Origin of the sequence: Alteromonas sp. KUL42, from assembly GCF_006538325.1 — a bacterium.
Taxonomy (GTDB): Bacteria; Pseudomonadota; Gammaproteobacteria; order Enterobacterales; family Alteromonadaceae; genus Alteromonas.
Map to the genome: position 1 here is coordinate 42,727 of NZ_BJKK01000011.1, position 14,232 is coordinate 56,958.

At 42.9% G+C, this 14,232-nt stretch carries 12 protein-coding genes; 10 read left to right on the top strand and 2 right to left on the bottom strand.

The features are described 5' to 3' along the window. Nucleotides 1-20: 20 nt before the first annotated feature. The 5 genes from EYR97_RS14700 to speA all read left to right on the top strand — a co-directional run bounded on the left by EYR97_RS14700 (nt 21) and on the right by speA (nt 5,703). On the top strand, nt 21-1,178 hold the full coding sequence (locus EYR97_RS14700; protein ID WP_131094418.1) for an NAD(P) transhydrogenase subunit alpha: 1,158 nt from the start codon (nt 21-23) through the stop codon (nt 1,176-1,178). A 2-nt stretch (nt 1,179-1,180) separates the two neighbouring features. Then, nucleotides 1,181-1,462: an NAD(P) transhydrogenase subunit alpha gene (locus tag EYR97_RS14705; protein WP_131094419.1), complete on the top strand. Its 282-nt coding sequence runs from the start codon at nt 1,181-1,183 to the stop codon at nt 1,460-1,462. Nucleotides 1,463-1,473: 11 nt separating this feature from the next. Beyond that, nucleotides 1,474-2,862, top strand: coding sequence for an NAD(P)(+) transhydrogenase (Re/Si-specific) subunit beta (locus tag EYR97_RS14710; RefSeq protein WP_131094420.1), 1,389 nt, complete (start codon nt 1,474-1,476; stop codon nt 2,860-2,862). A gap of 448 nt (nt 2,863-3,310) precedes the next feature. Further along, a complete protein-coding gene (locus EYR97_RS14715) occupies nt 3,311-3,685 on the top strand; it encodes an arginine decarboxylase (RefSeq protein WP_242635037.1) in 375 nt (124 codons plus the stop codon). Nucleotides 3,686-3,789: 104 nt separating this feature from the next. Further along, nucleotides 3,790-5,703 (top strand): biosynthetic arginine decarboxylase, encoded by a 1,914-nt coding sequence (speA, locus tag EYR97_RS14720; protein ID WP_131094421.1) that lies wholly within the window; start codon nt 3,790-3,792, stop codon nt 5,701-5,703. 89 nt (nt 5,704-5,792) lie between these two features. Here speA and EYR97_RS14725 read toward each other — a convergent pair whose 3' ends face one another. Next, nucleotides 5,793-6,941, bottom strand: a complete 1,149-nt coding sequence (locus EYR97_RS14725; protein WP_131094422.1) for a serine hydrolase — start codon at nt 6,939-6,941, stop codon at nt 5,793-5,795. 298 nt (nt 6,942-7,239) lie between these two features. Between EYR97_RS14725 and EYR97_RS14730 the strand changes: the two genes are divergently transcribed. The 3 genes from EYR97_RS14730 to EYR97_RS14740 are packed head-to-tail and all read left to right on the top strand — an operon-like array spanning nt 7,240 to nt 10,021. After that, nucleotides 7,240-8,670 carry a DNA-3-methyladenine glycosylase 2 family protein gene (locus EYR97_RS14730; protein WP_131094423.1) on the top strand — a complete coding sequence of 477 codons (1,431 nt, stop codon included), beginning with the start codon at nt 7,240-7,242 and terminating at the stop codon, nt 8,668-8,670. A gap of 2 nt (nt 8,671-8,672) precedes the next feature. Further along, complete coding sequence (locus tag EYR97_RS14735) at nt 8,673-9,143, top strand: methylated-DNA--[protein]-cysteine S-methyltransferase (RefSeq protein WP_131094424.1); 471 nt, start codon at nt 8,673-8,675, stop codon at nt 9,141-9,143. After that, a complete protein-coding gene (locus EYR97_RS14740) occupies nt 9,137-10,021 on the top strand; it encodes a DMT family transporter (protein WP_131094425.1) in 885 nt (294 codons plus the stop codon). Before EYR97_RS14735 ends, EYR97_RS14740 begins: the two co-directional genes overlap by 7 nt. A gap of 62 nt (nt 10,022-10,083) precedes the next feature. Here the strand turns inward: EYR97_RS14740 and EYR97_RS14745 are convergent, their stop codons facing one another. After that, on the bottom strand, nt 10,084-11,505 hold the full coding sequence (locus tag EYR97_RS14745; RefSeq protein WP_131094504.1) for a sensor domain-containing diguanylate cyclase: 1,422 nt from the start codon (nt 11,503-11,505) through the stop codon (nt 10,084-10,086). Between the two features lie 169 nt (nt 11,506-11,674). Between EYR97_RS14745 and glmU the strand changes: the two genes are divergently transcribed. Both glmU and EYR97_RS14755 read left to right on the top strand, forming a co-directional pair. Continuing rightward, nucleotides 11,675-13,039 carry a bifunctional UDP-N-acetylglucosamine diphosphorylase/glucosamine-1-phosphate N-acetyltransferase GlmU gene (gene glmU, locus EYR97_RS14750; protein ID WP_131094426.1) on the top strand — a complete coding sequence of 455 codons (1,365 nt, stop codon included), beginning with the start codon at nt 11,675-11,677 and terminating at the stop codon, nt 13,037-13,039. 131 nt (nt 13,040-13,170) lie between these two features. Then, nucleotides 13,171-14,193 (top strand): Gfo/Idh/MocA family oxidoreductase, encoded by a 1,023-nt coding sequence (locus tag EYR97_RS14755; protein ID WP_131094427.1) that lies wholly within the window; start codon nt 13,171-13,173, stop codon nt 14,191-14,193. The last annotated feature ends 39 nt before the right edge of the window (nt 14,194-14,232 follow it).

A 14,232-nucleotide genomic window follows, 5' to 3' on the forward strand; every position in this document is an offset into this window, starting at 1 on the left:
CTAAACGTGAGGAGATGCGTGTGAAAATCATAATATTAAATGAGTCTAAAACGCCAGATCCGCTAAATAATGTGGAAAAGCGATGTGCTGCTACGCCAAGTAGTGCACAGAGACTGGTGAAGAAAGGAGCAATTCTGTTACTTGAAAAAGGCGCAGGTGTGCTCTCTGGATATTCAGATAAAGAATATGAAGATGCTGGTGTTACTATTATTGATGATGTTGATGGTATCTTATCAACTGTAGACATGTTAGTAGCAGTGAACAAGCCGTCAGACGCGCAGTTAGCGTTGATGAAAAAAGGGGCCATTGTGGTTGGCCACCTCGACCCTTTCTTTCAGCAGCCGCTAGTTGAATCGATTGCAGAAAGAGGGTTAACCGCTATTTCTGTCGAAATGATCCCGCGCTCTTCTCGCGCACAGAAAATGGATGCACTGAGTTCACAAGCAAGTCTTGCAGGCTACGTGATGGTGATGCAAGCCGCGAATCAGTTGCCCTCTATACTGCCAATGATGATGACACCTTCAGGTACCATCAAGCCAGCTAAGGTGTTTATTATTGGCGCTGGTGTCGCGGGTCTTCAGGCAATTGCTACCGCCAAGCGTTTAGGCGCGAATGTTTTAGCATACGACACCCGTCCTGTGGTGGCAGAACAAGTCGAATCGCTAGGTGGAAAATTCCTTAAAATTGATATTGGCGAGACTGGGCAAACCAAAGATGGCTATGCCAAAGAACTTACTGATGAGCAAAAGGCTAAGCAGCAAGATGCGCAGCGAGATGCCATTGCAGATTCTGATATTGTCATCACGACAGCACAGCTATTTGGGCGTAAGCCTCCCGTACTGATTTCAAAAGAGACCTTGGGGTTGATGAAACCGGGTAGCGTAGTTGTAGATATGGCGGCAACCTCAGGAGGCAATGTGGAAGGCTCTGTGGCGGGTGAGACCGTTGATATCAATAACGTCACGGTTATCGGCAATGGCTACTGGAGCCAAAGTGTTGCCAAAGCGGCCACCGATATGTATGCCAACAACATATACAACCTTGTTGATGAATTCTTCGACGATGAAACCAAATCTTTCAAATTGAACTTAGACGACGACATTTTAAGCGGTTGTGTGATTGCTCATGACGGTGAGATCATCAATGACATGTTACTAAATGCGTACAAAGGAGCCTAATTATGGAAATCATTTATCTACTTTTCATTGTACTGCTGGCTGCCTTTCTTGGCTTTGAATTAATTCGAAAAGTGCCCTCTACGTTACATACTCCGCTGATGTCTGGGTCTAACGCGATCTCTGGTATTACATTGGTTGGCGCCTTGGTAGCGTCAGGCAGTGATAACAACCTATTGACGACTATCTTGGGCACAGTAGCTGTGGCACTGGCAAGTATTAACGTGGTTGGTGGTTACTTAGTAACGGACCGCATGCTTGGCATGTTCAAAAAGAAAAATAAATAAGGAGTACGCAAGTGAATGATATCGCAACCCTAATTAATCTTGCGTATGTAGTTGCTGCGGCACTATTTATTATAGGTTTAAAGCTACTCAGTCATCCAGATACTGCAAAGAAAGGAAACTTTGTTTCCGCAGTCGGTATGTTAGTTGCCGTAGTTGTAACACTGCTTGATCAGCAAATTCTAAGTTATCACTACATTCTACTGGGCTTCGTTGTCGGTGGCGCTTACGGTGCTTGGAAAGCCAAAAAAGTAGAAATGACCGCAATGCCAGAAATGGTCTCTTTGTTTAATGGCTTTGGTGGTGCAGCATCTTTACTACTTGGTTGGGCGACACTTGCTGGCATGAGTGCACTTGCCCTAAATACTGAAAGTGCATTTACTTTCATTACCTTATTTTTCACTATCTTGGTTGGGGGGATAACTTTCTCAGGCTCGGTTGTGGCATGGGGTAAATTGTCGGGCAAGATGAGCTCTAAAGCCGTCATTTTTACCGGACTGCGCGAACTAAGTATTTTACACCTTATCGGCATGGTAGTTGTGGGCTACTTATTCACTACTGACCCTAGTAATGCCCTATGGATCTATTGCGCTATTGCCTTATCACTCAGCTTTGGCTTGTGGGCGACTATTTCTATTGGCGGTGCTGACATGCCCGTTGTTATCGCATTGCTTAACAGTTATTCAGGTGTGGCTGCATCAGCAGCAGGGCTTGCTACTGGAAACACTATTTTGATTGTTACCGGTCTTCTAGTAGGGGCTTCAGGGCTTATCCTTACCAATATTATGTGTAAAGCCATGAACCGTTCCTTGATGAATGTGCTGTTGTCTGGTTTTGCAAAACCAGTTGAAGCGGGTGAGAAGATTGAAGGCGAAATTAAGGTACTATCAGCACAAGATGCATTTTATGTATTAGAAGCTGCACAAGCCGTACTTGTTGTACCTGGTTATGGTATGGCGGTAGCGCAGGCGCAACACGCGGTTCGCGAATTGCAGTCACTCTTGGAAGACAATGGTTGTACTGTTGATTACGCTATCCATGCGGTTGCTGGACGTATGCCAGGCCATATGAATGTGCTACTTGCAGAAGCGGATGTTCCTTACGATCAACTCTATGAAATGGATGACGTGAATCCTCGAATGGAAAATTACGACGTGGTTATCGTTATTGGCGCGAATGACGTAGTAAACCCTGCGGCGAAAGAAATGAAAGGCAGTCCAATTTACGGTATGCCTGTTATTGAGGCGCACAGAGCCAAAACTGTTTTTGTGTTAAAGCGCTCTGCAAATGCGGGTTTTGCTGGTGTAGACAATCCGTTATTCTTCAAAGACAACACTCGCATGGTATTGGGTGATGCCAAAGACACTATCAACAGTATTATTAGAGAATTTGGCGACGAATAATCTTTTGCATATTTATCTATAATGGGTGAATTCTTTCACCATAGAAAAAGGCTGGTCAGTTATGCTGACTGGCCTTTTTAATGACACCGTTTTTACACCTCAAATTACTCAACGTTATACCAATCCGCATATGAGTCTACGCTCTCAGAGTGAGTATACTTCTATACAGACTGGAATTAGTTGTAGTTGATAACTATCGCTACTACTATGTTCATTCAATTGACCAAGGGTCAATGTTTGTGAAGGGCAACTAACTAGTTATTAAATAGCTACCTAAAACGATCTGTAATATGTGTAGCTTTCGTCATCATAGCGTCGTAAATGATGGGTATAGTTATTGCGCTAGATTGGCCATTATTGAGAGATGTGTGGTTTGATATCTACGGTCCCGTATGAAATAAGGCAGGTTGATAATTGTTACCTGGTTATCCTTCGTGGAAAGTGGAACATGTCCACGAATATTCAATATTTAGCGCAACTTTCTGAAACATTAAAAAGTCGAAAAGGGCGAGCATTTCATTTGTTTGTTGATATGCGAACTTGGCAAATACCTAACTCGGATATTTACAACCAAATAAAAGCACCAATGAAACTCGACAGACGTAACCAATTGGGTGAGTTATGGTTGGAAGACGAGTGTACCGATTACGGTAACATTGCTGAAAAGTTTCTTTCCGAACAAAAGTTTGTTTTAGAGCGTACAAACACAGTGGACGCTTTTTTGAAAAGCGTTGCCGAGCGAGCAGGTAAAGTGGCAGCGAACGACATTAAAAGTTGGGTAGAAAATGAAGAGTTCGATAAACAAATTTATTCGCCACAATAGAATTTTTATATCGCAACAAATGTTGTGTTGTCTATAATACGCTGCTTATTTTTGCACTTACTTGCTAAGCGTTGGCTTAGCCCACTTACACATAGGTGAATAAATTGTCAGATTGGAGCATCGAAGAAGCAGAGCGCGTATATGGCGTGTCTCAATGGGGTGGTGGCTATTTTAAGGTTGGTGAAAATGGCAACGTACACATAACCCCAGTGCCTGAGGATCCAAGTATCCAGATCGACTTTAACTCGGTCATTGACGATATTAAAAAAGAAGGTGTTCAATTTCCTGTTGTTGTGCGCTTTCACGATATTCTTCGATCGCAAGTTGCTGGCTTAAACAAGGCTTTCCGTACTTCAATAGAAGAAGCTGACTACAAAGGCCAATATCAAGGCGTTTATCCGGTAAAAGTAAACCAAATGCGTGAAGTAGTTGAAGAAATTGTCGATGCAGGCAAGCCTTTCAATTACGGTTTAGAAGCAGGTTCAAAAGCGGAACTGCTTACTGTATTGGCCATGAACACCAACGAAGAATCATTGACCATATTAAATGGTTACAAAGACGACGAAGTAATGCGCCTCGCGCTACTTGGTAGAAAGTTGGGTCGCCGTGTTGTAGTTGTGGTTGAAAAATTCACCGAATTACTACTTTTAGTAAAAATATCAAAAGAATTGGATATCGAACCAATTATTGGTGTTCGCTCAAAAATGACGGTGAAAGGGCGCGGTAAGTGGGAAAGCTCGGGTGGCGAAAGAGCAAAATTCGGACTTACCATTACTGAAATTATCAATGCAGCTCGATACCTTGAAGAACAAGGCATGGCGCATTGTTTGAAATTATTGCATTTCCATATTGGTAGCCAGTTAACAGATATTCGCGCTGTTAAAGAAGCTGTTACTGAAGGTGCGCGTATTTATGCAGACCTCCATAAAATGGGGTTTGAACTTGATTATGTCGATGTTGGCGGTGGTCTAGGAATTGACTACGACGGCAGTAACTCGACAAATGAATCATCGCGCAACTACAGCATGCAAGAGTACGTCGCAGATGTTGTTTACGGCATGAAAGAAATGTGCGACTTAGAAGGTGTACCACACCCTAATTTAGTCAGTGAAAGTGGCCGTGCAATTACTGCGCATCACAGCTGCGTTATTACAGAAATTGTAGGCGAAATTAAGTCTAATGCCTCTCAAATGGACACGTCGGCAAAAGAAGGTGAGCATATTTTCTTGCGCAACATGCGTGAGTTGGCCGATACCTTCGGCGAACAAACAAACATGCACGAGATTTATAACGATGCATCTCAATACAAAGAGCAAGCGCTTGATGCGTTTAAACTTCGTGTATTGTCGTTAGAAGAACTGGGTAAAATTGAAACGCTTTACTGGCAAATTATGGCCCGTTTGCAAAAATGGTATCGCAACGAAGAATATGTACCTGAAGAGTTGCAAGAGTTAGACTATAGCTTGTCTTCACAGTATCTGTGTAATTTTTCTATCTTCCAATCTGCTGCTGATACCTGGGCCATTGACCAATTGCTACCCGTTGTGCCATTAACGCGCATGAACGAAGAGCCAACAGTAAATTGTTCGTTAGTAGACATCACCTGTGACAGCGACGGTAAAATCGATCAATTTACAATTGGCCGAGAAATCACAGATATCATACCTATGCACCCTTTGAAAAAGGATCAACCCTACTATGTGGGTTTATTCCTTACAGGAGCATATCAAGACGTGATGGGTGATATGCATAACTTGTTCGGCCGTTTAAATGAAGTGCATATCTACAGTTACGACGACGATCCAGAAGACTTCTACATTGAAGAAGTGGTTAAAGGGTCTTCTGTTGAGGATGTTTTGAATATTATGCAATACAACCCTCGCGCTATGGCATCAGATGTAAAACGTTTGATTGACAAACAAGTGTGGGATGGGAAGTTAAACCCACGTGAAGGTGTGCGTTGGACAGACTTTTATGAAAACTGTTTAAGCGGTTACACATACTTAAAACAGTCGTAGGTAGAGCAAGCGTCGGTTGACCTCTGTGGTAATAATACACTGCAAAGGTCAATATCTGGCTTTAGTAGATAAAAGTTAAGCTGATACTGTTATTGTTTTGTGTCAGCTTGCTCAAAATAACGTTTCCATAGCTCTGCAGTGGTCGAGTTTATCATATTTGATTCTGCATTCATCAGCATGACATAACCCACTTTTTGTTCTGGTAAGAAAGCCACATCTGCGCGATAACCTTTTACCCACCCTCCGTGATAATTGAGTTTTACGCCATTGATATCGTAAATTCGCCAGCCTAATCCGTAGTGCGCGTCGTCAATCATGGCACGCCAACTTCTTCTATAGGTTTCTCGCTTTGTTCTTACTCGCTCAGTGGTGACATAGTCAATCATCTCCGGTGAGATGATAGTAGGAAACTCACCCATTAATGCTTGTAAGTAAATAGTCATATCAGTGATGCTAGCGTTAACACCGGCTGCGGGTGAAAATCGGTAATAATTGCTCTCTACAGCGCCTTCTCGCCATTTATTACGTGCAATGGCTATGTGTGGTTGTGCCCACGACTTCGACGCAAGTAATCCTCCTTTGCCTACACTTGCGGTCTTCATACCAAGGGGGGCAAACAACTGATTATGCAGTTGGGCTGAGTAAGACGTATTGTGGTTGCTAAAGTAATATTCCAGCGCACCGAAGAGTGCATTTTGGTACGTATAGCACTCGCCAGGTTGGCATAGTGGCTCTAGTTCCCCAAGTGATTTCAACACCCGTTCGAGGGAGTAGTCTGCCTCAATGAGATTGTCATAAGCATTCGGCATAAAACCACTAGACTGGCCCACAATATGTTGAAGTTGTAATTGCTGCATCCCCTTACCTTTAAAGGGTATATCGGGCAGTAAAGTGCTTATTGGGGTGTCCCAAGACAATTGGTTTTGCTCGACCAACTTTGCAGAAAGCAGCGCTGTGAATGTTTTAGATACAGAGGCAAGACGAAATACCGTATTTTCAGTTATTTTCTCGCCTTTATTTTTTCGCGTTTTACCGTGAAGATAAACACGAGGTATTTTGCCCTGTTCATAAAAAACAAAAGCATAGCCAGGAACATTGTATTTTACGGCTTCTCTTTGAACATGTTTGGCGTAGTCGTCTAGCCAGTCGGCTTTAACATATTGCGCCCAAAGCAATAGGGTTAAAGTTAGACAAGCAAAAGGCAAGCGCGACAGCGGCTTACACAAAGAATTTAGCATACAGATAGCTCGTTAAACCGTACTTCTTGAATAGGAAAAGTAAGGGCAGTCGTTGTTATTATGCTCACATTATGCTTATAGCGCGCCTAATGATCAAATGTGAGTCTACTAGCTGTTGTTTTTTGTGAGACCCTTTTTATCATTTCAAGCGCATAGTAGGCCATTACACATAGAATATCTTTCGGGCAAATTAGTTCTGATTAAATTGTCAGTACTGATTTTGTCGCACATCACAATGGAAGGCGCGATAAACTGTAGTTATAAAGTCAGTAAACGAACACCGGAATAAAAGAAGCCTATGTCATTGCGCTTTCAAACAGAAAGTAACGATTCGCTACAGGTTCAGTATGCCAAAGCGCGTATGAGCCGTGACCCGCGTTTTGATGGTAAATTTTTTGTTTCGGTGAAAACCACAGGTATATTTTGTCGTCCGATATGCCCCGCAAAGTTACCTTTTGAAGAAAACGTGACCTACTACAGCCACGCTACCCATGCGATGTCTGAAGGATATCGTCCGTGCTTTCGTTGTCGACCAGACAGCGCGCCACAGTCATCAGCTTGGAGGGGAGTCAACACCACCATAGACCGCGCTATGTCACTTCTAACTCAAATCCCATTGCAATCAATAAGTGTGATCGCTGAAAGGCTGGGGATCAGTGAAAGATATCTAAATAAGTTGATTGTACGAGCATTAGGTATAGCGCCCAAAAAGTTTCAAAATTTGCAGCGCGCTTTGTTTGCCAAGCAATTAATTCAGCAAAGTAGCCTTTCAATGACTGACGTGGCATTTTCTAGTGGGTTTCAATCTTTAAGGCAATTACAAAGAGCAATAGAGCAAACTTGCGGTGTAACACCGTCTCAACTGCGTAAAACGCCACACACCAAACAAAGGCATATAACTGTTTTTTTGTCTTATCGGCCACCTTATAACTGGCTTTATGTACGCCAGTTTCTTGCAGCACGTGCTATTGATTCAATGGAGAGGGTTACTTACGACACTTATGCTAGATGGTTTCGCTTTGAGGGTGAGCTAGGCTATTTTTGTGCAACACATAACGAAAAGCGACATGGCTTTAACGTTGAGTTGTCTATATCTGACTTGTCATTGACCTACAAAATTATTGAAAACATTAAAGCATTGCTAGACCTAAACGCCGACCCTATCTTGATAAAACAAAGCCTATTAGAAGCGGGATTAGCTGAAAGTGATTTAACCGAAGGGTTGAGACTGCCAAGTGCGTGGGATGTGTTTGAAAGCGGTTGTCGAGCTATTATCGGGCAACAAGTGAGCGTAAAAGCGGCTATTGGTCAGGTGACGCTACTTGTAAAACACCTGGGAAAAATAGACGAAGAAGCAAAAAAAGAGCTCACTGGCTTAGGCGGTAAAACTGATGAAGAATATTGTTTTCCGCCCCCTGAACTGGTTGCCAGCAGTGAACTTGATTTCTTACGAATGCCAACCGCAAGAAAGGAAGCGCTTCGGCAATTCGCTTCACTGTTTCTAGACAATGATAAACCTAGCCACAATGCCATACTAAGTATTAAAGGTGTTGGGCCTTGGACACTTAGTTATTTGCAAATGCGCGGTGAGAGAGACCCTGATATTTATCTTGAAGGTGACCTTATAGTGCGAAAAATGGCTGAGCGTTACCCAATAGACCCTGAACAAGCTGCCCCGTGGCGAAGTTACCTAACACTCCAACTGTGGCAGTGTAGTGAAAGTGATTGAAGATGATGGAATGTAGACAAACTATAAGAAGCGATATTGGGCATGTTGTGGTAACGGCGAGCGCTGAAGGTGTAACGTCCATTGCATTTACTGATCAACCGGTGTTGCAAGACCAACCGAATGACATAACCAAGGAAGCGTGTGCGCAGTTAAAAGCTTATTTTGATAAAAAGCTGTCATCTTTCTCACTGCCGTTACATGCAAAAGGAACAGAGTTTCAGCATAAAGTGTGGCAAGCTCTGCAACAAATCCCATATGGGAAAACAGCCAGCTATCTTGATATTGCGCATGCTGTTAACAACCCAAAAGGCGCAAGGGCCGTTGGAATGGCCAACGGACGCAATCCCATCGCAATCGTAGTACCTTGCCATCGCATTATTGGCGCAAATAAAATGCTTACAGGTTATGCTGGTGGGCTTGATAGAAAGCAGTTCTTACTTGAGTTGGAAGGAGCGCAACAGGCGTTATGGTGATCAAAGATATTATCTCGTTGCTAGTGTTAGCTGGTATTTGGGGCGGCTCGTTTATTTTCATGCGTGTCGCAGCACCTGAATTTGGTATTTATGTGCTAGTGGCCATTCGTACTTTATTAGCTACCGCGGTACTACTGCCTTTACTGATGTTGACGGGCTCAATTAAAGAGATAAAACGTCACTGGCTTGCTATTGCACTGGTGGGGCTTGCTAATACAGCGGTTCCATTTGTCTTGTTTAATTACAGCAGCTTACATCTAGAGGCCGGTGTTAACGCCATCTTAAACGCAACCGCGCCTATGTTCGGCGCTATTGTAGCGTGGATATGGTTAGGAGATAAGCTCACCAAGTCGGCAATGGTAGGGTTGGTTATTGGCTTTTTTGGCGTGGCAGTTATCAGCCAACAAAAAGTGGGTACAGGAGATATTAGTTTTATTCCTATCCTTACCGCATTATTTGCCACTCTTGGATACGGTATTGCCGCCAGCATGATGAAAAAGTGGTTACAGGGAGTAAAGCCTCTTGTTGTCGCAACAGGTAGTCAGGCGATGGCAAGCGTAATATTGGCGCCATTTGCCTTAGCAACCCTACCCGAGGTCATGCCAAGTATGAATGCTTGGTTAAACGCTATCGCGTTATCTATTGGTGGTACTGGCATTGCATATATATTGTATTTTAAGTTGATTGCCGATATTGGTCCGTCGAAAGCAATAACGGTGGCTTATCTCGTACCGTTATTCGGTATTGTTTGGGGAATTTTGTTCTTACAAGAACACCTTACATCGCAAACTATATTAGGCGGTGTGTTAGTGCTACTAGGCGTAGCGCTTACCACTGGCGTGATAAAAAGAAAGCGGCACGCCATGCGTACCGCTTAATTAATAAGTACAACGCTATCAAGCTAAACGATGCTGTATGCTTACAAGACTAACATGCAGCATTACTCGATAAGCTGAATTCTGACTAAGTTACTACCGTCTCGCTTGGCTTGATACAGCGCGTCTTCGGCATGAGCGGTTACTTCATTCATCGAGCGCGAAGACGCCGTAAATGAAATACCAATAGAGACCGTTGGCTGCAAATCAGGGAATTCGGTTAGTGGCGCTAAGGTTGCTATACCGTGACGAATATTTTGTGCAATATCAAATGCCACATTTGGCCCTGTATTAGGCAAAATGACGATGAATTCACTTCTGCCCCACCTTCCTAACGTGTCGATATCTTTTAACTGCTCAGCCAAGAATGCGACAATTTTATCTAAAATTTCATCTCCGGCACTTTTACCATGGTTATCGATAATAGTAGAGTGCTCGTCCACGCTAATTAGCATAATGCTCAACGATTTGTACTGGGATAACAGATCTTTGTAGATAAGCTGTAAGTTGTCTTTTTCAGGCAAATTATTTGTGTGCCTAACGATTATGTCAGGCTGCATATCTTTTCTAAAATAATATAGGAGGTTGTAAATCAGCAGGAAAAGTGAAAATACTACGACCAACAAAGTAACAATACTGAATATAAAGGCTTGGGAAATTTCGGCCTGTCGATCTTCTAAAGGGCTCAGTAAAAAAACGGTCCACCCAAATTGATTAAGCTTCACTTCTGCGATTAAGTAATCATTCTGATCGATTGTGACTAACTTATTGTTGAGCGCTTGTTCGTTTTGTATAGTCAGCGGAAGACTAGCGTACCACGGTAGCTCTGACAAATTGGTGAAGTCTGAATATGAAGCAATCAGGCTAGGATCAGAAGACAACATAATGTCACCTTCACCATCGACAAAGAGAAAGTCGTATCCATACTTTTGCTTATAGATATCAAAAATATCGATAAAACTACGCAAGCTTTTTCCTACACCAAAAAAGCCTAGAAATTCACCTTGGTCATTGTGTATTTTTATGTCGATATAAAAATGTGTGTCTTCCCATTTACCAATGTCTGCGACAGCTTCAACAGGGTAGTCTCGGTACTTAAAATACCAACTGACTTCCCCTTCAATAAGTTCAATTACTGTGCCGTCAGAGTTGTACTGCTTTCTTTGTGTTTCACTGGCAATAAAAAACGAAAGGCCAAATTCCTTTTCTAACCGCGTAAGTGTAGTGAAAATGGCGTTTTCATCTACGGTTACACCATCGAGTAGATCAACCAATTCGGTTGAGTGACCTAGTGCTTCTGATATGTGAAGAGGTTTAAGTAATTGCTCAACAATAAGAGAAATTGCGGGTGACAACGATTGTTGTTGTGCGCGACTTTGCTCTGCCACGATCTTAGAAATGCTGAAGTGGACAAGAGTTACAATGGCAACCACCACCACTGCAAACAACACCAAGATGCTTCTATGTAGGGTTCTAAAAGTATTCACAGACTGCGCATGCTCCTTTGCCTGACTGGAATCTACGTCTATCACAGAGTATACCTGTTGTATTAATGAACTACTAGCGTATGTATGCAGAATCAGCCGCTGACAGATTCACCTTCCTTGGTTACACTAAAGCCACAACTTTTTAATCACCACAATTTAAAGGAATGATATGGCTTTCTCTGTAGTGGTTTTAGCGGCGGGTAAAGGAACTCGCATGAAGTCCTCTTTACCCAAAGTACTTCACAAAGTAGGTGGCGTACCTATGGTGCAACGTATTATTAATACTGTGAAGTCACTGGGGGCAGACAGTATTCATCTTGTTTACGGTCATGGTGGTGAGCAGCTTAAATCGACAATTCAAGAAGATAACTTGAATTGGTGTTTACAAGCCGAGCAATTAGGTACCGGGCACGCAGTGCAACAAGCAGCTGAACATATCAAAGATGACGAAGATGTTTTGATTCTAGTGGGTGATGCGCCACTTATTAGAGAAGAAACACTTGGCGCATTACAAGCAGCAAAAACGCAGTGTGATTTAGCTTTGTTAACTGTCGAACTAGAAGACCCAACTGGCATGGGGCGTATTGTTCGTGAAAATGACAACATTTCCGCCATAGTTGAACATAAAGATGCTACTAATGAGCAGCGCCTAATAAAAGAAATTAATACTGGCATGATGATGATGTCTGGTTCTGACTTGAAACGTTGGCTTAAAAACCTAAGCAACGATAATGCACAAGGTGAGTATTATCTTACCGATGTTATCGCCATGGCCGCAGCAGAGGGCAAGCGCATCCAGTCAGCGCAACCACAGTCTGCTGTTGAGGTTGAAGGTGTAAACAATCGCCTGCAACTGGCCAATTTAGAACGCGCCCTACAACGTCGTCAAGCAGATGAACTGATGATGCAAGGTGTTACTTTACTTGACCCTAACCGCTTTGACCTACGCGGTAACTTAAACATCGGTAACGATATCATTATTGATGTAAATGTGATTGTTGAAGGCCAAGTAGCGCTGGGTAACAATGTGACTATTGGCGCGAATTGCATCCTACGTAATTGTACTATTGCTGATAATACAGTAGTAGAAGCTAACTCTATTATTGAGGATGCGAAAGTAGGTGAGAACTGCACGGTTGGACCTTATGCGCGACTGCGACCAGGCTCTGTCATGAGCAAAAACGCTAAAGTGGGTAACTTTGTCGAAATGAAGAAGACCGTACTTGGAGAGGGAGCTAAAGCCAATCATTTGACCTATTTGGGAGACGCCGAAGTCGGAGCTAATGCCAATATTGGTGCAGGCACTATCACGTGCAACTACGATGGTGTGAATAAGTCGAAAACACTTATCGGTGAAAACGCTTTTGTAGGGTCTAACTCTTCATTAGTAGCACCTGTGTCTATCGGTGAAGGCGCAACGGTGGGTGCAGGGTCGGTGATCACGTCAAAAGTCGAAGATAAAGCGTTGGCTATCGCCCGTGGTAAGCAGCGCAATATTGCAAATTGGCCACGCCCTACTAAGAAAACAACATAGATATAGTTTTTTAATAAGTTCAGAATTGACTATATCAGACCAATATTAAGCGAAGTACGGACACGACCACTGTACTTCGCTTTTTTATTGGACGTTTAAACCCTAAAACCCAACAGCTTTTTGGAATAACTATGATTAAGACACTATTGGTAGGTTTTGGCTTCTCTGCCCAAACGTTTCATTTGCCTTTCTTGAGTCAATTGCCTCAGTATTCTGTTGATGTTGTGGTGTCATCTAAACCTGATGAAGTCAAAAGATTACTGCCTAATGCAAAAGTGTATCCATCACTTGAAGATGCGTTAGAAAATGGCCAAGTAGATTTAGTGGTTATCACCACTCCCAACCATCTTCATGCTTTTCAAACGAAGCTGGCATTGAAGTATCGATGTCATGTATTAGTAGAAAAACCTTTTACTCTAGACAGTGAGCAAGCAGCGAATTTAGTAAGTTTTGCTAGACAGCAAGAAAGGCACTTATGTGTTTTTCACAACAGACGGTTTGATGGAGATTTCTTAACGTTAAAGCACTTAATACAAAGTGGCCAATTAGGTGAAATAAAGCGTTTTGAAAGCCGATTTGACCGATTTCGCCCAATTCCCCGCAATCGCTGGCGGGAAAATGCTGGGCTAGGTAGTGGCATTTTTTGGGACCTCGGCCCACACCTCATCGATCAAGCATTACAACTCTTTGGTTGGCCGAAAGCCGTTGCGGCAGATATTTTAACACTTCGCGAAAGCGGGCAATCAGACGATACTTTCGATTTGACACTCTACTATGACGATAAAATTGTCAAACTTGGCAGCTCTGCTTTCCAAGGTGCATCAACGTTGCGGTTTGACCTACAAGGTACAAAAGCTAGCTTTAGAAAGTTTCATTTAGATCCACAGGAAGACCAGTTACGCGTGGGTATGTCAATTGACGACGTCAATTGGGCTGTCACTGATAAGAACGAGCACGGTATATTGTCCGATGGTGAAAGTGAGAATGAAATAGAAACAAAGAAGGGCGAGTATGTCACCTTCTTTGAGCGCTTAGCGAGCGCCATTGAAAATAAAGGTCAGCCTCCAGCAGACGCAAGCACAGTGGTACCGGTTATCAAGCTCATTGAGCTGGCAATAAAGTCGAGTACATCTAAACATATTCAGTATTGCTGATGTGCTAAATAACTTGCTTATAGTTTCATTATAACTTAC

Coding starts and splice junctions, on each gene's coding strand:
- EYR97_RS14725 (WP_131094422.1), bottom strand. CDS start 6,941: ATGCTAAATTCTTTGTGTAAGCCGCTGTCGCGCTTGCCTTTTGCTTGT.
- glmU (WP_131094426.1), top strand. CDS start 11,675: ATGGCTTTCTCTGTAGTGGTTTTAGCGGCGGGTAAAGGAACTCGCATG.
- EYR97_RS14715 (WP_242635037.1), top strand. CDS start 3,311: ATGTCCACGAATATTCAATATTTAGCGCAACTTTCTGAAACATTAAAA.
- EYR97_RS14735 (WP_131094424.1), top strand. CDS start 8,673: ATGATGGAATGTAGACAAACTATAAGAAGCGATATTGGGCATGTTGTG.
- EYR97_RS14755 (WP_131094427.1), top strand. CDS start 13,171: ATGATTAAGACACTATTGGTAGGTTTTGGCTTCTCTGCCCAAACGTTT.
- EYR97_RS14730 (WP_131094423.1), top strand. CDS start 7,240: ATGTCATTGCGCTTTCAAACAGAAAGTAACGATTCGCTACAGGTTCAG.
- EYR97_RS14740 (WP_131094425.1), top strand. CDS start 9,137: ATGGTGATCAAAGATATTATCTCGTTGCTAGTGTTAGCTGGTATTTGG.
- EYR97_RS14705 (WP_131094419.1), top strand. CDS start 1,181: ATGGAAATCATTTATCTACTTTTCATTGTACTGCTGGCTGCCTTTCTT.